Consider the following 22,755-nt stretch of genomic DNA (forward strand, 5'->3'; position numbering starts at 1 on the left):
CGTTCCTATCGCAGGCGAGAGGTAAGGATTACCTAAGGGGACACCTAACATCTGACCACAGCCGAAGAGATTACATCACGTTTTTATGCCCTAATTGTAGTGTGAAATGCATCGCATTAATTCCTAGGCGTCCTACCTTCCAGCGAGGCTAGGATTGGTCGAATGGACACCCCGAAACAGCTCCCGGAGCAGGACGGCTACTGGTACGGCCCCGATCCGGAGCACCCAAAAGCCCGCGCCGTGCTGGATGCAGTGCGCAGCTACCGCGCCGCCGAGACCCTGGTCCGCCGTCGCACTCAGGATGCCATGGGGATGAACGAAAACGACCTTTTGGCCATGCGCTGCCTGATGCAGGCCCGGCAGGCCGGTGGAAGCCTCGGCCCCAAGGACCTGAGCCGGCTCCTTGGGATCTCTACCGCCTCCACCACTGCACTTATCGACCGGCTGGAACGCGGCGGATACGTCCGACGGCGTGCCCGGCCCAATGACCGCCGCGCCTGGGAGATTGTCCCCACCGACGCATCGGACGCCGATGTTCGCCAGACCGTGGGTGATATGCACCAGCGCATGATGCAGGCCGCGGCAGAGCTGTCGCCGGAGGAAGCCGGGATTGTCATTTCCTTTATGGACCGCCTGCGTTCTGCGCTGGAGGAACCGAAGCCGGATCCGGGGAAGCCGCAGCACTGATCCCGCCCGGGATTTGTCGTCGCACCGGGAATCCAGACCCGAAAGCTGGACTCAACTGCGCACCCATCCTATCGTTAGCCGGATTAGTAAATAGACAAGCTAGCTAATACTCCGGGGGCGGCATGGACAGGTATCCAGCATCAAGAACCGCAGCATCCCCTGTTTCCGACGCCTCGGGCTTTAGCGCCCACGTGCTCATCGGCGGCCGGTTCTGCCTGGACGAACCTATCGGGCGGGGCACTGCCGGCTACGTCTGGCGGGCTACCGATCTGGCGTCCCTGGAGAAGGTGGCGGTAAAGATCTTTTCCGCGCCGCTTGGGCACAGGCCGGAGGGGCATGAAGCCATCCGGGAAGCGGCCGCGCTGCGGGCCGTCGAGAATCCGCACGTGGTTCGGATGATTTCCACGGGCACCATCAGCCACCCCGGCACCGGCGTGCAGACGCCGTACCTGGTCCTGGAACTGGTGCAGGGCACCGACCTCCGGCAGAACCTCTCCGGCGGGCTGCCGCCCAGCGACGCTGCGCGGCTCGGCGTCGAGCTCGCCGCCGGACTTGGCGGCGTGCATGCTGCGGGGTACATCCACCGGGACGTGAAGCCCTCGAACATCCTGGTGGATCCGGCAACCGGCCACGCCAAAATCACTGATCTGGGCATCGCCGTCAGCAGCCAGGGGGTCGGGGATAAGGAACCGTCCTACGGGAGCCTGCCCTACATGAGTCCCGAGCAGGTGCGGCGCGCACCCCTGACCTCCGCCACGGATATTTACTCGCTGGGACTTGTCCTGCTCGAATGCCTGACGGGGGTCCGCACCTTCGACCTGCCGCAGGTCGAATCCATGGTGGCCCGGACGGTCCGCGGACCGGTGATCCCGCCCGCACTCCCCGCCGGATGGCGGTCGCTGCTGTCCGCCATGACCTCGCTCTCGCCGCGCGAACGCCCCAGCGCAGAGCAGTGCCGGGTGGAGCTGGCCTCCCTGCAGCAGCACGCACACGCCGCCGCGGCCTGAACCCGGGCAACCGCACGGACGCGGCCGGCAGCTAGGGCAGCTTGCCGGCCATCCGTTCGCGCATCTGGCCGCTGGCCTCATTCAGTCCGGTGATCCGCACCTCGGTTCCGCGCCGCCGGTACTTCTCCGTCACGGCGTCGAGCGCAGCCACGGTTGACGCGTCCCAGACGTGGGAGCCACTCAGGTCAATGACCACATTCGCCGGATCCAGGACGTACTCGAACTGGGAATACAAATCATTCGAGGAAGCGAAGAACAGCTCGCCGTTCACCGTATAGACGGCGGTGGCATCGGCGTCGTTCCCGGTGACCGTACGATCCACGGTGACGAAGTGCGCCACCCGGCGCGCGAACAGCACCATGGCCACCAGCACCCCGACGCCGACGCCGCTGGCCAGGTTGTGGGTCCAGACGGTCACGGCCACGGTGGCCAGCATGACCGCGGTTTCACTCTTGGGCATCATCTTCAGCGTGGACGGGCGGATGCTGTGCCAGTCGAAGCTGGTGACCGCCACGAAGATCATCACGGCCACCAGGGCTGCCATCGGAATCAGGGCCACAACGTCTCCGAGGACAACCACCAGGAGGAGCAGGAATACCCCGGCCAGGAACGTGGAAATCCGGGTTCGGGCACCGGAGCCCTTCACATTGATCATGGTCTGGCCGATCATCGCGCATCCGCCCATGCCGCCGAAGAATCCGGTGATGAGGTTGGCTGCACCCTGGCCCCAGGCTTCGCGGGTCTTGTTGGAGCGGGTGTCGGTGACGTCATCCACCAGCTTGGCCGTCATCAGCGATTCCAGCAGCCCCACAAATGCCACGGCCAGTGCGTAGGGGAAGACCACCTGCAGGGTGTCGAGGCTGAAGGGCACATCGGGCAGCAGCAGCGACGGCAGGCTGTCCGGCAGTTCGCCTTTGTCCCCGACGGTCGGGACGGAAAGGGACGCGAACACCGTGATGGCCGTGAGGACCACGATGGCCACCAACGACGCCGGCACCGCAACCGTGAGCCGGGGCAGGCCGAAGACGATCAACAGCCCAAGCGCCACGAGCGGATAGACAAGCCAGGGCACCCCCAGCAGTTCGGGCACCTGGGCAATGAAGATCAGGATGGCCAGTGCATTGACGAAGCCGACCATCACCTGGCGCGGAATGAAGCGCAGGAGTTTCGCCACGCCAAGCAGTGCCAGCAGCACCTGGAAAACCCCGGCCAGCAGCACGGCGGCAATCATGTACTCCACGCCGTGGGAGGCCACCAGCGGTGCAATCACCAGGGCCACAGCGCCGGTGGCGGCGGAAATCATGGCCGGACGGCCGCCGAGGAACGCGATGGAGACAGCCATCGTGAAGGCCGAAAACAGGCCGATCCTCGGGTCCACCCCGGCAATGACCGAGAAGGCCAGGGCCTCGGGGATGAGCGCAAGGGCCACCACCAGTCCGGCCAGGACCTCCGTCTTGAGCAGTTTCGGCGAACGTTGCGTACGCATGACCGACTGGCGCTCTTCCGGCGTCAGGGCCGGCGTCGTCGTTGGAGGCGGCGCTGTCCGCGTCGGCTCCTTCTGGTCAACAGGAGGAAGAACTGGTTCGGTGGCCACCGGGCTCCGTTTCGGATGGGGTTTCTGCGGCAGGATCTGCCTGGATTGCGAGGAGGGCGGGCCTGTTCTACCCAGAACAGCCAAGCCCAATTTAAGCCCGCACGCGCGATATCCTGAAACCGTGATGCAGTCCCCGCTTCCCGTGCGCAACGGAGTCAACGCCACCCGCCTGCGCCTTCCCGGTGAAGGACCGTGGGACACCGCCATGGACTACGTGCTTGAACGGTTCGGCCATGTGGATCCGGACGGAATCATAGAGCGGTTCGAACGCGGTGAAGTAGTGGGCCTGGGCGGCATTCCGCTGACCGCGGCCACTCCCCTGACCGAGCACACCTTCATCTGGTACTACCGCGAGCTTCCGCCCGAAGAGCGGATCCCGGTGGAGATCGGCATCCTGCACCAGGATGAGGACCTGCTTGTGGTGGACAAGCCGCATTTCCTGCCGACGACGCCGGGCGGCATGTACGTGGCCGAGTCGGCCCTGGTGCGGCTGCGGGTCCAATTGGGGATTCCGGACCTGATTCCCATGCACCGCCTGGACCGCATGACCGCCGGCGTGCTGCTGTTCTCCACCAACCCCGAGACCCGGGGCAAGTACCAGACCCTCTTCGAGAAGCGCCGGATCAGCAAGGAGTACGAAGCGGTGGCTCCGGTGCGGGAGGACCTCGACCTGCCGCGGATTGTCCGCAGCCGGATGATCAAATCCCGCACCTACCTGCTGGCCCAGGAGGTCGAGGGCGAACCCAATGCGGAGACCCGGATCGAGCTGATGGAGACCAGCGGCGGGCTGGGCCGGTACCGGCTGCTGCCGCATACGGGGAAGACCCATCAGCTGCGGGTGCACATGGCATCGCAGGGCATCGGCATCCTGAATGATTCGTTCTACCCGGAGCTGCTGCCCCAGGCGCCGGACGACTATTCCCGGCCGCTGCAGCTGCTGGCGCGGTCCGTGCAGTTCACCGATCCGCTGACCCGCCTGCCGGTGGAGTACCGCAGCCGGCTTTCCTTGGACGCTTTCCCCGGCGCCTAGGGCCGTCCTTTTACAGCAGGTCCTCCTACAACACCGTCCAGCGTCCGCGCATCCGCCGGAGCACACGCAGGTCCTGCCCGTTCGCTACTTCTTCCACTGCGGCACGCATGTTGATGGCGGCGCGGCGGGCCCGTGAGTTTTCCACGGACCATTCATCGTCCGGGACGGTGAAACGCAGCGTGATCCGCGGAACCCCGGAGACGATATCCAGCTGGTTTGCCTCCACGTGGTGGGCGGCCCCCAGGGCGGCGACGGCCGTTTCCATGACGGCCTCGGGCGGATTGCCCGGCTTCAGTCCGAGAATATTCAACTGGACGCGGAAAGAAGGCATGGATCCAGCCTAGTGCGGATGCCGGGGGTGCCTGCGACGCCGTCCATCACCGGACCAGCACCCCGTCCGTTACGGGCAGGAGCCGGGCACAGGCATGGGGCCCGGCGGGCAGTCCGTAGACCACTATCGCCGGACCCCATGAACGTTTGCGCGGTTGGCTAGGGCGTCGTCGGCTTAGACATCGTCCGGGTTGAAATCGGCAAGCGGGTCGCCGCCGCGGTGTGCGGGGTCATCGCTGGCGTCTTCGTCGCCTACCGTCGGATCGCCGAAGTCGACGTCATTGGCGGCCTCGCCGATGGTCGGTGCTTCCGGCGGAATCTGCGTGTCCCCGTTCAGGAAGCGCTCTTCGGCGGTCTCGTCGCGGAGGGTCTGATCGGAGAGCTCACCGGGTTCGTTCAGCGGTGCTTCCTCGCGGATCAGCGGGTCTTCCTGCCAGTTGTCCGGGTTGTCTTCTGCTGCTCCGGGGTACGTGAGGTCTTCAGCGTCCACCAGCTCATCCTGCTCCAGCAGCTCGTCTTCGGACACCACCGTCAGCTCGTCCGGAGTGGCCACAGCGGCGACGTCGTCGGCGAGAACCGGATCGTCGCCCAGCTCGGGATCGGGAATGCTCTGCTCGGTCATAAACCATGCCTTTCACGTCCGGTGAACCGGGCCGCTGTTCCTGCGGCCCATTTAGTAAGCCTACTGATCCTGAGGGCGGCATGCCACCCGACCGTTCCGCCGGGCAGCAAATGGTGCCCGGCCGTCAGCGCCAAGTGCAGGCCTCGAAACCGTGGAAATCAACACTCTGGCCTGGTTCTGTCCCGGCCAGCTAGCTCCCTCTGCGCCGGGCCGGGCAACCACCCGGGGTGGGAGGGGGAAACCCTGCGGTTTGGGGGAAACCCTGCGGTTTGTGGCAATCCCTGCGCCGCGCGAAGCGGGGAACCCGACAAACCCAAGGGATTCGGACAAATCGTAGGGAAACGCCCGGAAACGGCCTGCGGCAAAGGCACTTCGGCACGCAGGACTGGGGCCCCTGCTTCCCGGGCAAGCCTTTCGGCCAGCGGCCGCGCGATTTCCGCCTGGTTTGGGAATTTGCTGCCGGTTTGGGAAAACGCTCCGCTGCGCAGCGGCAGGGATTTCCCAATCCGGCAGGTTTTCCCATAACGGAGCAAAACCGGATCGCTTCGGAGCGACCTTACGGGCCAAACACCCGAGTTAACCGGTTCAGCGTTCGGCCCGGCTCCTTTCAGCCCTCCCGCGTCCACCGGGGCAGGGTTAGCCGCGACGGCTTCCCGCGGACGGCGACGCGCCATGTCGAAGCGCACTCGCCGGAAGGCGGCACGCCGGGGCTCCGAAGCGACCACCCCGCAGGCGGAAACCCTGCAGTTTGTGGCAATCCCTGCGCCGCGCAACGCGGGGAACCCGACAATCCGAAGGGATCTGCACAAACCGAAGCGTCTGGAGGAAGGCGGCACGCCGGGGCTCCGCTGCTGCCTGCACCAACCGGGGCTCCCGAGGGGCCTGCACCAACCGGGGCTCCGCTGCTGCCTGCACCAACCGGGGCTCCGGAGGGGCCTGGATAAGGCGGCTTTAATATTTCCCGCGAGCTCTGCGAGCGCGGAAATTTCGTTGCCGCCGTTCCAGGCCCCACAGGGGCCCGCCCGCAGGGCCCCCAGCAGACCCCACCCCGCAGGATCCAGCGAAGACCCCTAACGCAGGGCCGATACCCCGGTGATGTCCCGCCCGACAATCAGCGTGTTGATCTCATAGGTGCCTTCATACGTGTAGATGGCCTCGGCGTCGGCGAAGATCTTGGCCATCCGGTAGTCGGTGACAATCCCGTTGCCGCCGAGGATGCTGCGGCCCAGTGCCACGCTTTCCCGCATCCTGGCACTGGCGTAGGACTTCGCCAGGGCGGCCCGCGCCATATCCCCGGAGGCTGTGCCGGCGACGGGCGCTTCGTTACCGGGTACGGGGTAGCCACCGTGTTCGAGCTCGGTAACCCGGGCCAGCATTCCGGTGCTGGCCACCGCATTGCCGAGGATCTGCACCAGCTGCTGCTGGATTAGCTGGAAGGCTGCCAGCGGGCCGCCGAACTGCAGGCGTTCGACGGCGTACGCGCGGGCGACGTCGAACGCGGCCAGCTGGGCTCCCACCGCCTGCCAGCCGACCATGATCCGGGATCCCTGCAGCAACTGCTTGGTGTCGTCGAAGCTTTCCACGCCGGCGAGCAGGTCCGCGGCGGGCACCCGGACGTCAGTCAGCACAATGTCCGCGTTCTGCACCGTTCGCAGCGCGGTCTTGTTCTCGATCCGGGTTCGGGTTACTCCGGGCAGGTTCGCGTCGAGCAGGAAACCGCGGGTGTGTCCGGTTTCCGGTTCCCGCGCCCACAGGACCATGTAGTCGCAGAACGTGCCGTTGCCGATCCAGCGTTTGGCACCGTTCAGCACCCATGTGTCGCCGTCGCGCACGGCGGTGGTGGACATGCCGCCGGCAACATCGGAGCCGTGTTCCGGCTCGGTCAGCGCGAAGGCACCGGTAATCCGCAGCGCACGGGCGTCGTCGAGCAGCCGGGACTTCTGCTCCTCGGAGCCAAAGACATGCAGCGCTTCGACAAACAGGTCATGGTGGACCATGAAGAACGTGGCGAGCGAGGTGTCGGCGCGCGTCATTTCCGCGATCACCAGGCCTGCGAACAGCGGCGAGTAGCCCTGCTGGACAGGCGTGGAAAGTTCCAGCTGTGCCAGCTTCGGCAGGAGGTCGGAGGGGAAACGCGCCTCGTTCCACCAGTCCACGGCGTGCGGCAGCACTTCCTCGGCGAGGAAGCGCCGCAGTTCGGCAAGCTTGGCTTTCTCGGTGTCGCTGAGCAGGTCTTCGAAACCGTAGAAATCGGCGTCGGGCAGTTGGTGCAATGGTGCGGAGGAGCTCATGAAGGTCAGCGCGGTCCCATCCGGATGGCGCCGTCCAAGCGGATGGTCTCGCCGTTGAGCATCTGGTTTTCAATGATGTGGGCTGCCAGGGAGGCGTATTCCGTGGCCCGGCCCAGGCGCGAAGGGTGCGGCACCTGTGCGGCCAGGGAATCCTGGGCGGCCTGCGGCAGTCCCGCCATCATGGGTGTTTCGAAGATTCCCGGCGCGATGGTGACCACCCGAATCAGGTGCCGGGCCAGCTCACGCGCCAGCGGGAGCGTCATGGCGGCCACGCCGCCCTTGGAGGCGGAGTAGGCGGGCTGGCCGATCTGGCCGTCAAAGGCGGCAACGGAGGCGGTGTTGATGATGACGCCGCGTTCCTCGGTCCCCTTGGCGGTGACCGGATCGGTTTCGGCCATGGCAGCGGCGGCGAGCCGGGTGACATTGAAGGTGCCGATCAGGTTCACGCTGACCACGCGGGCAAAGCCCTCCAGCGCAAGGACACCGTCGCGGCCCAGCACCTTGCCCGGTGTTGCGATACCCGCGCAGTTCACGGCCACCCGGAGCGGTCCTGCAGCCATGGCTGCTTCGACGGCGGCCTGCATCTGTTCCGGGTTGGTGACGTCGCCGGGGACGAACCGGGCGTCGTCGCCGAGTTCCGCTGCATAGGCAAGGCCCTCGGACTGCGGCAGGTCCACCAACACCACGGTGGCGCCGGCGTCGTACAGCCTCCGCGCCGTGGCCCGTCCGAGTCCGGACGCTCCCCCTGTGACTATGGCCGATGCGCCTGCGATGTCCATGCGTTCCTCCTGGCAGATTTGCTCACCGGCAGTGTCGTCTATGTCACACCGGCAGTATCCGAGCCTACTGTGCGTTGGCCGGTGCCGCATCTTCGGCGGCTGGCATAGGGTTGGCGCATGCTCTACGAGGATTCCGACGACCGCGCCGAGACCGCCGCCCGCACCGTGAGCGCCGCGTTTGGCCGTTCGTTTGCCGGGTTGCCCGGGACCCATCTGGCTGCCACCAGCCGCCCGGCCTCGCGGCTGCAGCAGCTGCGCCAGCCCTGGCATTACTGGTGGCAGGCACACTACCTCGATGCCCTGATCGACGCCGGCCTGCGCGAACGCCGCACCGGCACGCCGTTCCGCGGACCGGAGCATCCCTCGGCTGCGGACCTGGCACCGGCGCTGGTGCGGACCATCGGACTGCGGAACCGGATGCACTACACCAACCGTTTCTATGACGACATGGCGTGGCTGGCCCTGGCCGTCGGCCGCCTGAACTCGTTGTCGGGAGCGCGGGACCGGCAGCGCCCCTACCGGAAAATCCTCTCCACCCTGAACACAGCACTGGAGTCCGCCCACACCCCGGAACTGGGCGGCGGCATCTACTGGAACAAGGACCGCAACTTCAAGAACACCCCGGCCACCGCTCCGGCTGCCCTGCATTTTGTCCGCACCGGATCACGGGACCGGGCGCAGGAGCTGGTGGATTGGCTCAACGCCACCGTGCTGGATCCGGAAACCGGACTGTATCTGGACGGGGTCAAGGTGGTCCGGGGCCGTCCACAGCTGGAGAGCACCGTGTTCACATACAACCAGGGGCCTGTCCTGGGTGCCCTGCTCGAGCTCGGCGGCAGTGCCAACCTCACCCGCGCTGCGGAACTGGTGCGCGCCGTCGACACCCACCTGACCGACGACGGCGGCACCTCGCGCGTGCTGCGCACCCACGGCACCGGCGACGGCGGTCTTTTCACCGGCATCCTGGCGCGCTACCTGGCCCAGGCCGCCGTGTCCCCCGCCCTGCCGGAACCGTCCCGCCGGACGGCGGCCGCGCTGGTGGAAGCCACGGCGACGGCACTGTGGGAGGGCCGGAGCAAACGGGCGGACTGGATCCTCTTCTCCGCCAAGCCGCTGGTACCGGCCGCCGTATCCTACCCGGGCGGCTCCGCCGTCGGGCTTTCCACCCAGCTTCAGGCCTGGATGGTCCTCGAAGCGTCGGCGCGGGTGCAGCGGGCCGGGGCGGACCTCACCTGAGGCACAGCATCAGCCCGTCTTGAGCGGGTGCTGCGACGCCGCCGCTGCCGGGTCCAAATCCGCCAGCGTGATCAGGTGCTGCGGGTGCTGCGGGAGCGGAAACGTGCGCAGGACATTGAGGTCGCTGTCCACATGCAGCATTTCGCCGGAGTCCAGCAGCCGCCAATTCGGGTTGGCATCCATCTTTTCGGTTGCCACCAGCACTTCCGGCCGCTTCTCCTCGCGTATCTGGTCACTGTGGACGCTGATCCGGCTGCTCCGCTTCTCCCCCACCGGACCGCCCGGCCCCTGCTGCAGGACGTACAGCGGATGGGTGTCCGGGTAGCGCACGGCCCACAGCTCGGTGGCGGTGGTGAGGATGATGTTCACCGCGTACAGCCGCAGGTTCTGCGCAATCCAGGTCAGCGTTGATGCAATCGCAGCCGAAACGTCTCCGCCGTTCACCCTCGCTGCGCCGGTGATAAGGGCGAAGACCCGCTCGCTGTCCGTCTCCCCCTTGACCAGGTGGTACATCTCCAACTGGCGCAGCCGGTCATCGAGCTTGTCCAGGTCCTCCACCACCCCGTTGTGGGCCAGGAGACGGTTGTCCTGCTCAAAGGGGTGCGTGTTGACGTCCGTGTCCCCGCCGGTGCTGGCGTAACGCACGTGCGCCAGGAAGGTGGTGCTTTCCAGTTCCCGGGCCTCCTGGGCGTACTGCACATCCTGATACGCAGCGATGGGCGCTTTATCGACCACCGGGCTGCCGTCGGGGGCGAACGTTCCGATCCCGAAGCCGTCCGCTTCCTTACGGCTCTGCTGGGCCAGGCTGTCCGGGGCCGTGAGCAGCCAGAACGTTGCCCGGACCGGATCCTTCCCGGCATGCATACCAAAGAGTCGGCACATGTGGACCTCCTGGGGGCGGTTCTGGTGGACGGACGGGGCCCCGGGCGAACCGAGGAAGCCAAGCCGCGGCGGCTAGGCGTTAGGCGCCTGCCCCACCGCTGACGGAGGTGACGGCTTCCGTTTCTGCGGATAGGGCGCGCGGTGTTCGCTGAGCATCTGCACATAGTCCGCGATCCAGCGCTCGCGGGTTGCCTGCGTCTTGAGGCCTTTGAGCCGGATGTACATGGCGAAGCGGTTCTGCGATGTCAGTACGTCGAACATTTCCTGGGCTGCGGGAACGGCGGCGATGGCCGCCCGAAGGTCCTCCGGGATTTCCGCCGTTGCCGATCCGGCGTAGGCGGCATCCCAGCGGCCGTCCACCTTCGCGCTGAGAACGGCGTCCCGTCCGGCCGGATGCATTCTGCCTTCCGCTTCCAGCCGGTTGATGTAGCCAACGTTCCGCAGCGACCAGTTACTGCGCGGACCGCGCGGCTGAAACCGCTGCAGGTAGCTTTGCTCGTCGCGCCGGTCAGCCTGCGCATCGATCCAGCCGAAACAGAGTGCTTCCTGAAGGGCCTCGCGATACGTCAACCGGGTGACGCTTCCGCCCTTCTTCCCCAGCACCAGGCGGACGCCGACGGATAACCCGTAATTGTGCTCCAGCCACTCCCGCCAGGCCCCGGCATCCGGCAGGAGAAGCTCCGGGAGGTCCCGTGTCATAGCCCAAGTCTAGGGATGCATCTGCCGGGCTGAAAGGGTCCGGACCGGTTCAGCCGATGGCCGAAGCGTAGCGTGCCGTGTGACGGGCACGGCACCTTTGGGGTAGAACACTGCTATGAACGTTCGTACTCCTGACCCGTATCCAGGCTGGCTCTCCGAGGAAGATCTCTACGAGGCCCGGCAGCGCCTGCCCATGGTTTACGTCGAGGCGGTGCCCGTGCGGTGCGACCCGCTGGGCTACGTCACCGAGGTTGGGCTGCTGCTGCAGGCGACGCCGGAAGGCCAGATGGTACGTTCCTTCGTTTCGGGCCGGGTGCTGTACCGCGAAACCATCCGCGGGGCCCTGCTGCGCAACCTGGAGAAGGATCTGGGGCCGATGGCGCTGCCGCAGCTGCCGCCCACCCTGGTGCCGTTCGCCGTCGCCGAGTATTTCCCCTCTCCTTCGCAGAGCGGGCTGACGGATGAACGCCAGCACGCCGTGGCGCTTGCCTATCTGATTCCCGTGACCGGTGAGTGCAATCCCCGCCAGGACGCACTGGAACTGTCCTGGCTGACTCCGGACGAAGCACTCAGCCCCGCGATCTACGCCGAATTCTCCGGCGGCCGCGGAGACCTGCTGCGCCAGGCACTGGCCTCGGCCGGCTGGGGCCGCTGAAAAAGTCGCAGCTGACAAGCTTTATATACTGGAGGTTCTGGGGAGCCGAGGTCCAACCACGAAGGAATCGCCATGTCTGAGAGCCTGCCGGAAACGTACGCGTTCCGGGTCAACGCGGAACTGCTTGCCCCCGGACAGATCCTTGTCCCGGGTGAGGGTGCTGCAGAACCACTGGCTCCGGTAGCCGGAACCAGTGTGGAGGCCGATGATTTCGGTGTTCCCGCGCTGGTGCTCGCTAAATTGGACGACGGAACTTCGCTCCGGCTGGCCTACGGATCCGCCGTCCGGGTACAGGCTCCGGCTCCCGAAGGTGCGCCGTCGGACGCTGTTCGACAGGTGCCTTCGGAGGAAGACAACGCGGCCGAAATCATTGCCGACGCCGCGGCCGCCCACCCGGAAAACTCCGCCGTACAGGAGATTGCAGCGCGCCTGGACCGTGGTTTGAACGTAAAATCCGGCAGCCACCTGCAGGATGTCCGAGATTTGGCCCACATTCTCTATATCGATCTCGGTGATGCTGAAAACGCCCTGAGGGTCTGCAACGTCATCACCGGGCTCCCCTTTGACGGGAACTTTGGCCGTTGGAACTGGATCCAGGGCGCTTTGGCCCTGGCGGCGCACATCACCCATGAGGCCGGCGACGCCGAGAGCGCGGCGGCGTACAGCCATGCCGTGCGTGCTGCGGACACGTCCGAGACCGACCCGATGAAGGCCAAGCTGGCTGCCGAGCTGCTGCAGCGCCAGCTGAACGAACCCAACCTGTACGACCGCGAAATCCACCGGGCTGCCGAGGCCGGAAAAGATGCCAGCGAACGGGAATGGCGGGTCCTGCGCCTGAACGCCCTGCTCTACCTGCGCTCCCACGGCGGTTCGCAGACGCTGTCCGACGCGGAGCTGGACCGGCGCATCCGCACCGAGCTGATTGCCGTGCGCGGCTAGGCGGACTTCCGCTTCTTTTGCTGCAGCTGCTTTTGCCGGACATGGACGGCCACCACCACGGCCATGCCGACGACGGCGCCGATCAGCGTTTCAATGCCGCGGTCCCGCAGCAGCTCCATCGGGTTGCTGGGGTGGGCCAGCTCCGTGCTGACCAGCGCCAGCGGCGTGACCACCGCCTGGGCCAGTGCGTATTGCCGGGCGATGAACATCTCCGCCCCGAACTGGCAAGCGGCAATGACCAGGACCATCTGCCAGGGCTCCAGGCCCGGAAGCAGGATCAGTGCCGTCAGCAATAGGCCGCCGAACGTGCCCAGGATGCGCTGCAGGCCGCGGTGGACCCGGTGGCGCACTGTCGCGCCGATCAGCGGAACGGTCGCCGCGACCATGGCCCAGTAGTTGTGGCCGATGCCCAGCAGGGTGGCGATGGATCCTGCCACCACTGCGGCCACCGCATACTGCAGCCCGTCAATGTAGATGAGGCGGCGCTGGGCCGGCGTGAAGCGCAGGCGTTCCGGTGGTTTCCATTCCCTGCGGTACTTCTGCACGAGCATCCCGGACAGGCCCAGCAGGATGGAAAAGGCCACCGTGAGGACTGCGGTGAGCATCCCCTGCCAGAGCGGAGGATGGTTCGGGACGGAGGATATGGCGGCGAAGGCGAAGATATGGAACAGGGAGCCGACCGGGCGCAGCCGCCAAAAGCCCGTGGCAATGGTGCCGAAACCGGCTACTGCCGTGGTGCCGATGACGGTTCCCCAGTCATCCAGGTCCAGGCGGGCGCACAGCGCTGCCGCCAGGATGACGGCCAGCATAAGTGTCCCGGCGCGGCCCTGGTGGCCCAGTCGCTGGCGGTGCGGTTCGTTCCGGCCGTAGATCCCGGTGAAGGCACCGAACGTGGCGAAAATGGCCAGGTCGATCCGCCCCAGGAAAAGCAGCAGGAGAAGCGGAACGCCCACTCCGATGGCGCAGCGGATGGCCGCGTGGTGGTCGTTGTGTGCCGGAGCGATCCTGAACATTTCCTGCAGGTGCGTCAACGCGGGTGGCCTCTGCCTTTCGTGCCGTAGGCATCGGGGGTGCGGGGATATTCCGGCGGCGGGGTGCATGGCCGGTTGAATTCCGCCAATCCAACCTATCCCCGGGAAAGCACCAGCAGATATAAATGTGGTGCATCTCCCAGCGGCCAGGCCCGGCGGAAGGCCGGCGCGGAGTAGGGCAAAATGGAGGGGTGTCTTCCTCAGCCTTTTCCTTCACCCTCGGTAAGCGCCTGCGCGAAACCGCCCCTGCAGCGGCCGAACAGCGAGTCGAGGCGAACGGCGGCGGCTTTCAGGGCCGCACCGGCACCATCTCCACGCCGCACGGCGAGATCGCCACTCCGGCGTTCATCGCGGTAGGTACCAAGGCCACGGTCAAGGCTGTGCTCCCCGAGTCGGTCGCGGAGCTCGGCGCCCAGGCCGTATTGGCGAATGCCTATCACCTGTATCTGCAGCCCGGCCCGGACATCCTGGATGAAGCCGGCGGTCTGGGAAAATTCATGAACTGGTCCGGCCCCACCTTCACCGACTCGGGCGGATTCCAGGTGATGAGCCTGGGTGCGGGCTTCAAGAAGGTCATCAACATGAATGCCGACGGCACAACGCACGCCACCGGGTCGGACGACGACGTCGCGCCCGGCAAGGAACGCCTGGCACATATCGACGACGACGGCGTCTGGTTCAAGTCCCATCTGAACGGCGACAAGCATCGCTTCAGCCCGGAAATCTCGATGCAGGTGCAGCACAAAATCGGTGCCGACATCATGTTCGCCTTTGATGAGCTGACCACGCTCATGAATTCCCGCGGGTATCAGGAAATGTCGCTGGAACGCACCCGGCTTTGGGCCCTGCGGTGCCTTGCCGAGCACCAGCGGCTGACCGAGGAACGCGCCGACAAGCCCTACCAGGCCCTGTTCGGGGTGCTGCAGGGCGCGCAGTACGAAGACCTGCGGCGTAAGGCAGCCCGGGATCTCGGTGCCATGGACTTTGACGGCTTCGGACTGGGCGGGGCGTTTGAAAAGGAAAACCTCGGCACCATTGTCCGGTGGTGCACGGAGGAGCTTCCGGAGAATAAGCCGCGCCACCTGTTGGGGATTTCCGAGCCGGATGACATTTTCACCGCGATCGAAAACGGCGCCGACACCTTCGACTGCGTTTCTCCCACCCGGGTGGCCAGGAATTCGGCGTTCTACACGCCGTACGGCCGCAAGAACCTCTCCAATGCCAAGTTCAAGCGGGACTTCGGGCCGTTGGTGGAGGGCTGCGACTGCTATACCTGCACCCATTACACCCGCGCCTACATCCAGCACCTGTTCAAGTCCAACGAGATGGTCAGCCACACGCTGATTTCCATCCACAATGAACGCTTCACCGTGAAGCTCGTTGACGATGCCCGGCTGTCCATCGACGACGGCACGTTCTTCGACTTCAAGGCGGAGGTCCTGGGCAAGTACTACAGCGGTAAGTAGCTGGTCTACCTACCGCTGTAATCCTTGCGTGCAACGTGCCGAGTTCCAGGGGTTCTGCAGAAAGCCAAGCCGGCTAGGAATTGTCCGGCTTCGCCTGGGTCGATTCATCCACTTCCAAGGCGGGCTGGGCATCCCGTTCCTCGTCTCCGGGGCTCGAATCCTTCTCCTGGGCGTCTTCGATCATTGCCTTGGTGACTTCGTCATTGAATTCCTCCGCGGTTCCGGCAAGATTTTCATCTACTGCCTTGGCACCGGGGTTCGGGACTGGTTCCTGATTGCTCATGTTTGTCTCCTGCCGTACGGGGGAAGTGAAGCTCTGGCGTTCCCCCACCTTTGCACACCTGGGCAGGGATTTCGCCCGGTGACCTGATTGGCGTTTCCCCGCACGGCAGGGCCCGTTGCCGCTAGGCTCGGAGCGGAGGCCTGGCGGTCTTACAACGGCTATTCGAAGGGGTCAGCATGGCGGAAAAGCAGGGGAATCCTGTAGTGCGGCGCGGGCACGGCACTGTTGGATGGACCATCCAGATCCTCGTTACGCTCTCCCTGCTGCTGGCGCTGGTAGTGGTGGCGGCATGGAAGCCACCCTCCCAAGCGATCATCACCGTCGCCATTTCCCTCGTCCTCGGGCCGCTTCTGATGTTCATGGGGACGCGGCGGAGCAGCGGACGCCGCGACGAATCGCGGCAGTGACGGGGAGCGCCGAACCCGGCCCCCGCCCCTACGCCGCGACAGGCTCCAGCTCAGCCGGCACGTAGCTGGGTTCGCGCTTCTTGATGACCCGGATGACCAGGGCCGTGACCGGCACAAAAAGGTACTCAATGAGCGTCTTGTAGAGGAAGCCGAACAGGACGTAGTTGAAGAACCCGCCGGCGTCGGTAATCCCGATGACCGGAGCCGCAATGGCACAGAAAATCAGGGTGTCCGCAAACTCCCCCACACCGGTGGACAGCATCAACCGTCCGGCCAGTGCCTTCTCGCGGAACCGCTCCTTCATCCGCACCAGCACCATCGAGTTCAGCAGCTGGCCGGCCAGGAACCCCAGCAGGCTCGCCAGGACAATCTGCCAGACCGGACCGAGAGCTACTTCCAGTGCAGCCTGCTTCTCCAGCCCGTAGGCGTCATTGAACCCCGGCAGCGCAATGATTACGGCAAAACTGACGACGGCGAGAAGTGCCATCGCAAAGCCGGTGAAGATGGCGCGGCGGGCGGCTTTGAAACCGTAGACCTCGCTCACCACGTCGCCGAGAATGTACGCGAGCGGGAAGAGGAAGAAACCGCCGTCGGTGACAATGTCCCAGCCGCCGGGAAGGGAAAACTGTACGCCCTTGGAAGCGCCGATATTCGAAATGACGATGACCACGCACATCAGGGTGAGGATCAGGTCGTACTGGGAGCTCCCGCGGGAGGCGTAGGCTGCAGCGTTTTTCACAGCTGCCCGTGGCTGTGCGTTCATGGCATTTCCGTTCGGTTAGTGGTTCGCCTGGCTTTCGCCGGCTGTATTAGCACTGTGCCCGCTGCCCCGGGCAGCCCCGCAGGGCCGCATCCATTCTGCCACGCCCGGTCCGCTCCTGCCGCGCACCCGATTTTGAACACGTTCAAAAAAGTGGTCTACTAAACGCTGAAAATACTGCAAAGGGAGCATCATTGGCCGTCACCGCCAAGAGCGAACAGACGCGCCGGCTCCTCATCGACACCGCGCTGCGCCTCTTCGCCTCACAGGGCTACGAAAAGACCACCATGCGCGCTGTCGCACAGGAGGCAAACGTTTCGGTAGGCAACGCCTACTACTATTTCCGTTCCAAGGATGACCTCCTCCACGAGCTTTACCGGTCCCTCCAGGATGAACACCGCTCCCTTGCGCTGCCGCAGATCCGCGAGGGCCACAACCTGGGCGAAAACCTGGCGGTCATTCTGTCCACCGGCCTGACAACCATGGAGCCGTACCACGCCTTCGGCGTGCATTTCCTGCGTGACGCCATGTCACCGAACCGTCGGGAGGACGACGCCGTCGGGCGGGGGAAATCCATCGCGATGTTCCGGCAGGCGGTGTCGACCGCCCGGCCGCAGCCGCCCGTGGCTATCCGCGACGACCTGCCCGAACTGCTCTGGCTGATGCATATGGGGATCACCTTCTTCTGGGTGTATGACCGCTCCCCCGGACAGCGCAGGTCCCACCGGCTGGCCGCGAATCTGGCCCCGCTGGTGGCCAAACTCGTGATCCTGTCCCGGCTCCCGGTGGTCCGGAACATCATGGAGGACGTAGTCCGCCTGCTCCGAGGCGTCCGCCGGGACGGTTAGCCCGCAGCGACGCCGGGACAACGACGGCGGCGCGCCGTAACAGCGCGTCTTACAAGGGTGGCCGGTTCCGCCGTTTTGGGTGGAAGATGGAGCCATGTCTGCAAACACATCCTCTTCTGCGGCCTCAGCTCCGGCCGTCACGCTCACCATCGCAGGTTCCGAAGCCACCGGCGGCGCCGGCGCCCAGGCCGACCTGAAGACCTTCCAGGAACTCGGCGTCTACGGCATCACCGCCCTGACCTGCATCGTGTCCTTCGATCCCAACAACTCCTGGAACCACCGGTTCGTCCCGGTGGACCCGCAGGTCATCTCCGACCAGCTCGAAGCCATCATGACCGCCTATGACCTCGACACGGTCAAGATCGGCATGCTCGGCACCCCGGCAACCATCGACGTCGTTGCCAAGGCGCTGCAGGCCCAGGACTGGAAGAACCTCGTGCTGGACCCGGTGCTCATCTGCAAGGGCCAGGAGCCCGGCGCGGCACTGGATACCGACAAGGCGCTCAAGGCCCAGATCCTCCCGCTGGCCACCTTCGTCACCCCCAACCACTTCGAGTCCATGTCCCTGTCCGGCATGGATTCCATTGAGACCGTGGAAGACCTGCAGGAAGCAGCCCGCCGCATCCATGAAGCCAGCGGAGCCGTAGTGCTGGCCAAGGGCGGAGTCCGGCTGGAAGGCGACGACGCCGTCGACGTCTTCTACGACGGCGAAACCATGGAGGTCCTGCGGGCACCCAAGGTAGGCGAGGTAGCTGTCAGCGGTGCCGGTTGCACCCTCGCTGCGGCTATCACTGCTGAACTGGGCAAGGGGGCCACGCCTCTGGAAGCGGCAAAGACGGCGAAGGCGTTCGTCACGGAAGGTATCCGCAACCGCGTTTCCTCCAACGCACCGTTTGATGCGCTGTGGCAGGGCAACGCCGGCCAGGGCCCGGCGCTCTAACTGCGTCAACCCGCACAAAAACAAGCCAGAAGAATCACGGAAGGAGCCGTCCCCGCAACGGGGCGGCTCCTTCCGGCGTTAATTCGACCCGCGGGCGCTGGAATTTACAGCCTGAATTGCTAAAAAACAAGGGTCAAAGAAGTAATTCACTATTAATAAGGCCAACCTTTGCACTGGGCGTTTGCTCCTCTATTGTGACCCTACGGCTGCTTGGTTTGGGGGCCGTTACGTGCACGCTGACACTCCTTACGGGGGTTGGAGGCACAACGGAAAACCTGCCGCAGCGTGTCAGCAGCCGTGCAATTGTCTCTTGGACATGCCCGGTAGCGCTCGGTGGAATGTTCAAGGAGCGCAATGAGATTGTCCATCCATCACAAACCCGGCGCGGTTGTCACTGCCGCATTCGCCGGGATCGCACTCACAGCGGGCCTCGGCCTGAGCCTGCCGGCGCAGGCCACTGAGACACCTGCCGGCGGCAATGAACTCACCGAGGGCATCTCCCTCGAGCGGTTCGCCGAACAAAAAGTGTCCCCCAGCCTGCGGGACGCCACCGGCCAGGTTTCGGTTTACGTGCAGTTCACGGGCGAAGGCGCCTTTGAACAGACCCAGCCCGAGGAGGTCAAGGACGGAAAAGCGGAGCCGGTGGTGAACAAGCCCCTGGTCGAAGAGATCCGCAGCGACATCACTTCGCAGGCAGAATCAGTGGCACAGGAAGCTGCCGCGAGCACCCTCTACACAACCACCAACACGCTCCCCGGCACCGCGATCGTCGGCGACGCCGAGGCCATCCGCGAGCTGGCCGGCCGCTCGGACGTTGCCCGCATCACCAAGATCGTTCCGAAGCACGTCGACAACAAGGGCGCGGATATTGACACCCGGGCCCTGAACACGTGGGTGGAGCGCAAGCAGACCGGAGAAGGCATCACCATCGCCGTCCTGGATACCGGCCTCGACTACACCCACAGCGATTTCGGCGGCCCCGGCACCATCGAGGCCTACCAGGCAGCGCAGGCTTCGGCCACCATTCCCTCGGCCCAGAGCGGCCTTCTTGATTCCAATAAGTTCATTGGCGGCTACGACCTCGTTGGCGATGACTACGATGCCGATCCCGACTCCCCCACTTACCAGCCGGTCCCCCGGCCGGACCTGAATCCGCTCGACTGCGGCGGGCACGGCACCCACGTGGCCGGCACTGCCGCCGGGTACGGGACCAACAACGACGGCTCCACCTTCCGCGGCGACTACTCCACCCTCACGGCGGAGCAGGTCAATTCCATGCGGATCGGCCCCGGTTCCGCACCGGATGCCCAGCTCGTGAGCATCCGTGTCTTCGGCTGCGCAGGCTCTTCCGAGGTGGTCGGCCAGGCGCTGGACTACGTGCTGGACCCCAACGGCGACGGCGACTTTTCGGACCGTGCCCAGGTAGTGAACATGTCCCTCGGCTCCGATTACAGCCCGGTTGACGATCCCGAAAACGACATCGTCAACAAGCTCACCGAACAGGGCATCCTTTCCGTTGTCGCTTCGGGCAACGCCGGAGATGTCTATGACATCGGCGGTTCCCCCGGGAACGCAAAGTCGGCCCTGACCGTGGCCAGCACCATCGGTTCCCGGGTCACTCTCGACCGCGCCGACGTCCTCGCTCCAGCCGAACTGACCGGATCCGTCGCCGGGCAGTACTCCTCCAACTTCAATTACTCGGACCCGGCAGTTACCGAAGCACAGCTCACCGGCAATGTGGTGATGGCTCCGGCAGACAACCGCTTTGGCTGCAACGCCTTCCCTGCCGGTTCCCTGACCGGTAAATGGGTCTGGATCCAGTGGGAAGAAGACGCTTCTTTCCCCTGCGGCTCGGGGGTCCGGTTCAATAATGCCCAGGCCGCCGGAGCCACCGGCGTGGTGCTCGATTCCCCGCGTGCGGTCTTTGAATCGGGTATCGGCGGAAACGCCACCATCCCCGGCATCCAGCTCAACGCCGAATCCTCGGACCGACTGCGGCCGTCCGCAGAAGCGGGGACCTTGACCCTGCGCCTGTCGCCGGCCTACATGGCCACCGCCAGCGCCCCCTCGGGCGCCGGTGACACCGTCAGCCCGTTCACCTCCCGCGGAGTGCACGGTTCCAACGGCATCGTGAAGCCCGACGTCGCGGCGCCGGGTTCGGCTATTGGATCAGCAGCCGTCGGCTCCGGCACCGGTGCAGCTGTCAGCAGCGGCACGTCCATGGCCACCCCGCATGTGGCCGGTATTGCGGCCCTGCTCTACGCGGCTACGGATTTGAACCCGTACGAGGTCAAGACCGCCATCATGAACACCGCCACGCATGACCTGCTCACTGCGTCCGGTGCCGTTCAAGGGCCCAACCGGGTCGGTTCCGGCCGGGTAGATGCCCTTGACGCCCTGAATAACAAGGTCCTGGCCTACGCCACGGAGGACCCGGCCCTGACCAGCGTCAACTTCGGCGTCCTGGAGCTCGGCAAGGAAGCACTGGTGCTGACCCGGCAGGTCACGGTGGAGAACAAATCCGACCGCCCTGTGTCCTACAACGTCAGCTACCTGCAGGCGTCCACCATGCCCGGCGTCGTCATCAGCACCACACCTTCGGTGAACGTGCCGGGCAACGGCAAGGCAACCGTGGACGTGACCTTGAGCATCTCCGATCCGGCTGCACTGGCCAAAACCATTGATCCGGCTGCCGAGACCGACCAGTTGAGCATTACCAGGCAGTTCCTGGCGGACGTTTCCGGCCGGGTGCAGTTTGCCGGCAACGGCACGCCCACCCTGCGCGTACCCGTCTACTCGGCCCCGAAGCCGACGTCGGATATGAGTGCCGGCAAGGAAATCGCCTTCGCCGACTCCGAGGCATTGAAGAGCACCGTGACCCTGCAGGGCCGCGAACTCAACCAAGGCACGGGTGCCTCGCGCTACCTGTCCCTGGTTTCGCCTTTGGTCCTCGGCGCGCAGAGCCCGCGGCTGGAATCCGTGAAAATGGATTCCATGTACGCCATGGACCTGCAGGCCGTGGGCGCATCTTCCACGATTCCGACGCTGAAGGCTGCCGGCGGCAATCTTCAGACGTCCGTCGTGAACTTCGGCGTCAGCACCTGGGCCAACTGGCCCATGCTGGGCGGTGCGTTCGAGATTGACGTGGAGATCGACACCAATGGTGACTCGGTCCCGGACTTCGTCACCTTCACCTCCCGCGCGGCCGACGTGGACCTGGTTCTGGCTGCGACTTACCGTTTGACCCCCGGCGCCGCTCCGGTAATGGTGGACCAGACCGGTGCCAACGGTGTCCAGGGCGGCACTGATACCAACACCTTCGATACCAATGCGGTTACCCTGCCGGTTTCAGCAGCGGCCCTGGGCCTGGATGTAAACGCGGCATCGGCACCGTTGCGGTACCGGGTCACCACCTGGAACCCGTACAGCGTGGATGAACAGGGCGAGAGCGTTCCTGTCGACACCACCGAGTACATCCCGTTCGACGCGGCCAACCCGGCATTGACCTTCGCGGGCGCCACGCCCGCCAGCCTGTTTGCGGACGTCAACGGCGGCAAGATGGATGTCACCCGCAGTGCGGGCAACACCGACGCCAAGGCGCTGTTCCTGCACCTGCACAACGCCACCGGAGACTTGAGCGGCACCAACGGTGACGGCGGCAAGGCGGAAGTGGTCCCGATCAAGGTTCCGGCCAAGGTGGTTCCGACACCGACGCCGACACCTACCTCTACGGCCACGCCTAAGCCGACGGTGACACCGAAACCCACGGCCACGCCTAAGCCGACGGCGACGCCCAAACCCACGGCTACACCTAAGCCGACGGCGACACCCAAACCCACGGCTACACCCAAGCCCACTGTGAAGCCGACGCCGGTCAATCCGGTCAGCGCGGTCAGCAAGTGCTCGGGTTCGGGTGCCGAGATTGCGGTGACGGTCAAGAACACCGGGACCAAGCAGGCCAACGTGACGGTGAAGTCCAACTACGGCACCGCTACGGTGAACAAGCTGGATCCGGGCAAGAGCAAGTCGGTGGTCGTCAAGACCCGCCAGTCCTCCATCAAGGCAGGCGACGTCACCGTAACCCTCACCTCCACGGGTAAGGGCAAGGTCGAAAAGGCCACCTACAAGGCTCACTTTGAAGCCCAGAAGTGCAAGGGCGGCAACGGCCACGGCGGCGGTCATGGCGGCGGCCACGGCGGCGGCCACGGCGGCGGTCGCGGCTAGGACATCATGCTGACCTAGCCAACCAATAAGGCAGCGGGCCCCGGA

At 65.3% G+C, this 22,755-nt stretch carries 21 protein-coding genes; 11 read left to right on the forward strand and 10 right to left on the reverse strand.

Going from position 1 to position 22,755, the window contains the following annotated elements; translation table 11 throughout:
• The first annotated feature begins 162 nt into the window (after positions 1 to 162).
• Together NNX35_RS15430 and NNX35_RS15435 are read left to right on the forward strand one after the other, a co-directional pair.
• Positions 163 to 687 (forward strand): MarR family winged helix-turn-helix transcriptional regulator, encoded by a 525-nt coding sequence (locus tag NNX35_RS15430; RefSeq protein ID WP_255868245.1) that lies wholly within the window; start codon positions 163 to 165, stop codon positions 685 to 687.
• 122 nt (positions 688 to 809) lie between these two features.
• On the forward strand, positions 810 to 1,694 hold the full coding sequence (locus NNX35_RS15435; RefSeq protein WP_255868247.1) for a serine/threonine-protein kinase: 885 nt from the start codon (positions 810 to 812) through the stop codon (positions 1,692 to 1,694).
• Positions 1,695 to 1,725: 31 nt separating this feature from the next.
• On the opposite strand, the gene NNX35_RS15440 is transcribed toward NNX35_RS15435, so the two are convergent.
• Positions 1,726 to 3,180: a SulP family inorganic anion transporter gene (locus tag NNX35_RS15440; RefSeq protein ID WP_255868248.1), complete on the reverse strand. Its 1,455-nt coding sequence runs from the start codon at positions 3,178 to 3,180 to the stop codon at positions 1,726 to 1,728.
• 232 nt (positions 3,181 to 3,412) lie between these two features.
• Between NNX35_RS15440 and NNX35_RS15445 the strand changes: the two genes are divergently transcribed.
• A complete protein-coding gene (locus NNX35_RS15445; protein ID WP_255868328.1) occupies positions 3,413 to 4,318 on the forward strand; it encodes an RluA family pseudouridine synthase in 906 nt (301 codons plus the stop codon).
• 25 nt (positions 4,319 to 4,343) lie between these two features.
• Here NNX35_RS15445 and NNX35_RS15450 read toward each other — a convergent pair whose 3' ends face one another.
• The 4 genes from NNX35_RS15450 to NNX35_RS15465 form a co-directional block, all read right to left on the reverse strand.
• The gene (locus tag NNX35_RS15450) at positions 4,344 to 4,649 is read right to left on the reverse strand and encodes a hypothetical protein (RefSeq protein ID WP_227924039.1); all 306 of its coding nucleotides are present in this window, start codon (positions 4,647 to 4,649) and stop codon (positions 4,344 to 4,346) included.
• A 174-nt stretch (positions 4,650 to 4,823) separates the two neighbouring features.
• Positions 4,824 to 5,270, reverse strand: coding sequence for a hypothetical protein (locus NNX35_RS15455; RefSeq protein ID WP_255767387.1), 447 nt, complete (start codon positions 5,268 to 5,270; stop codon positions 4,824 to 4,826).
• 1,070 nt (positions 5,271 to 6,340) lie between these two features.
• Positions 6,341 to 7,561, reverse strand: a complete 1,221-nt coding sequence (locus NNX35_RS15460) for an acyl-CoA dehydrogenase family protein (protein ID WP_255868249.1) — start codon at positions 7,559 to 7,561, stop codon at positions 6,341 to 6,343.
• Between the two features lie 5 nt (positions 7,562 to 7,566).
• Complete coding sequence (locus tag NNX35_RS15465) at positions 7,567 to 8,340, reverse strand: SDR family NAD(P)-dependent oxidoreductase (protein ID WP_255868250.1); 774 nt, start codon at positions 8,338 to 8,340, stop codon at positions 7,567 to 7,569.
• Between the two features lie 117 nt (positions 8,341 to 8,457).
• On the opposite strand from NNX35_RS15465, the gene NNX35_RS15470 reads away from it, so the two are divergent.
• Positions 8,458 to 9,576 carry a glycoside hydrolase family 76 protein gene (locus tag NNX35_RS15470; protein WP_255863661.1) on the forward strand — a complete coding sequence of 373 codons (1,119 nt, stop codon included), beginning with the start codon at positions 8,458 to 8,460 and terminating at the stop codon, positions 9,574 to 9,576.
• A gap of 9 nt (positions 9,577 to 9,585) precedes the next feature.
• On the opposite strand, the gene NNX35_RS15475 is transcribed toward NNX35_RS15470, so the two are convergent.
• Entirely contained in the window at positions 9,586 to 10,458 is an 873-nt protein-coding gene (locus NNX35_RS15475; RefSeq protein WP_255767383.1) for a class II glutamine amidotransferase, read from the reverse strand.
• 72 nt (positions 10,459 to 10,530) lie between these two features.
• The gene (locus NNX35_RS15480; protein WP_255767382.1) at positions 10,531 to 11,157 is read right to left on the reverse strand and encodes a YdeI family protein; all 627 of its coding nucleotides are present in this window, start codon (positions 11,155 to 11,157) and stop codon (positions 10,531 to 10,533) included.
• 115 nt (positions 11,158 to 11,272) lie between these two features.
• Between NNX35_RS15480 and NNX35_RS15485 the strand changes: the two genes are divergently transcribed.
• Together NNX35_RS15485 and NNX35_RS15490 are read left to right on the forward strand one after the other, a co-directional pair.
• A complete protein-coding gene (locus NNX35_RS15485; protein WP_227924051.1) occupies positions 11,273 to 11,812 on the forward strand; it encodes an NUDIX hydrolase family protein in 540 nt (179 codons plus the stop codon).
• Positions 11,813 to 11,884: 72 nt separating this feature from the next.
• Complete coding sequence (locus NNX35_RS15490; RefSeq protein ID WP_255767381.1) at positions 11,885 to 12,751, forward strand: DUF6707 family protein; 867 nt, start codon at positions 11,885 to 11,887, stop codon at positions 12,749 to 12,751.
• On the opposite strand, the gene NNX35_RS15495 is transcribed toward NNX35_RS15490, so the two are convergent.
• Positions 12,748 to 13,764, reverse strand: a complete 1,017-nt coding sequence (locus NNX35_RS15495) for an FUSC family protein (protein ID WP_255868251.1) — start codon at positions 13,762 to 13,764, stop codon at positions 12,748 to 12,750. The genes NNX35_RS15490 and NNX35_RS15495 overlap by 4 nt on opposite strands.
• A gap of 209 nt (positions 13,765 to 13,973) precedes the next feature.
• On the opposite strand from NNX35_RS15495, the gene tgt reads away from it, so the two are divergent.
• Positions 13,974 to 15,248, forward strand: a complete 1,275-nt coding sequence (gene tgt / locus NNX35_RS15500; RefSeq protein ID WP_255868252.1) for a tRNA guanosine(34) transglycosylase Tgt — start codon at positions 13,974 to 13,976, stop codon at positions 15,246 to 15,248.
• Between the two features lie 73 nt (positions 15,249 to 15,321).
• On the opposite strand, the gene NNX35_RS15505 is transcribed toward tgt, so the two are convergent.
• Positions 15,322 to 15,531, reverse strand: coding sequence for a hypothetical protein (locus tag NNX35_RS15505; protein WP_255868253.1), 210 nt, complete (start codon positions 15,529 to 15,531; stop codon positions 15,322 to 15,324).
• A gap of 176 nt (positions 15,532 to 15,707) precedes the next feature.
• Between NNX35_RS15505 and NNX35_RS15510 the strand changes: the two genes are divergently transcribed.
• Positions 15,708 to 15,938, forward strand: a complete 231-nt coding sequence (locus NNX35_RS15510) for a hypothetical protein (protein ID WP_255868254.1) — start codon at positions 15,708 to 15,710, stop codon at positions 15,936 to 15,938.
• Between the two features lie 28 nt (positions 15,939 to 15,966).
• Here NNX35_RS15510 and NNX35_RS15515 read toward each other — a convergent pair whose 3' ends face one another.
• Positions 15,967 to 16,701, reverse strand: coding sequence for a queuosine precursor transporter (locus NNX35_RS15515; RefSeq protein WP_255868255.1), 735 nt, complete (start codon positions 16,699 to 16,701; stop codon positions 15,967 to 15,969).
• A 191-nt stretch (positions 16,702 to 16,892) separates the two neighbouring features.
• On the opposite strand from NNX35_RS15515, the gene NNX35_RS15520 reads away from it, so the two are divergent.
• The 3 genes from NNX35_RS15520 to NNX35_RS15530 all read left to right on the forward strand — a co-directional run bounded on the left by NNX35_RS15520 (position 16,893) and on the right by NNX35_RS15530 (position 22,710).
• Complete coding sequence (locus NNX35_RS15520) at positions 16,893 to 17,546, forward strand: TetR/AcrR family transcriptional regulator (RefSeq protein ID WP_255868256.1); 654 nt, start codon at positions 16,893 to 16,895, stop codon at positions 17,544 to 17,546.
• Between the two features lie 94 nt (positions 17,547 to 17,640).
• The gene (gene thiD / locus NNX35_RS15525; RefSeq protein ID WP_255868257.1) at positions 17,641 to 18,486 is read left to right on the forward strand and encodes a bifunctional hydroxymethylpyrimidine kinase/phosphomethylpyrimidine kinase; all 846 of its coding nucleotides are present in this window, start codon (positions 17,641 to 17,643) and stop codon (positions 18,484 to 18,486) included.
• Between the two features lie 354 nt (positions 18,487 to 18,840).
• Positions 18,841 to 22,710 carry a S8 family serine peptidase gene (locus NNX35_RS15530; protein ID WP_255868258.1) on the forward strand — a complete coding sequence of 1,290 codons (3,870 nt, stop codon included), beginning with the start codon at positions 18,841 to 18,843 and terminating at the stop codon, positions 22,708 to 22,710.
• Positions 22,711 to 22,755 lie beyond the last annotated feature (45 nt).

The sequence above is a fragment of the Arthrobacter sp. zg-Y844 genome, assembly GCF_024385465.1.
Classification (GTDB): Bacteria; Actinomycetota; Actinomycetes; order Actinomycetales; family Micrococcaceae; genus Arthrobacter_B.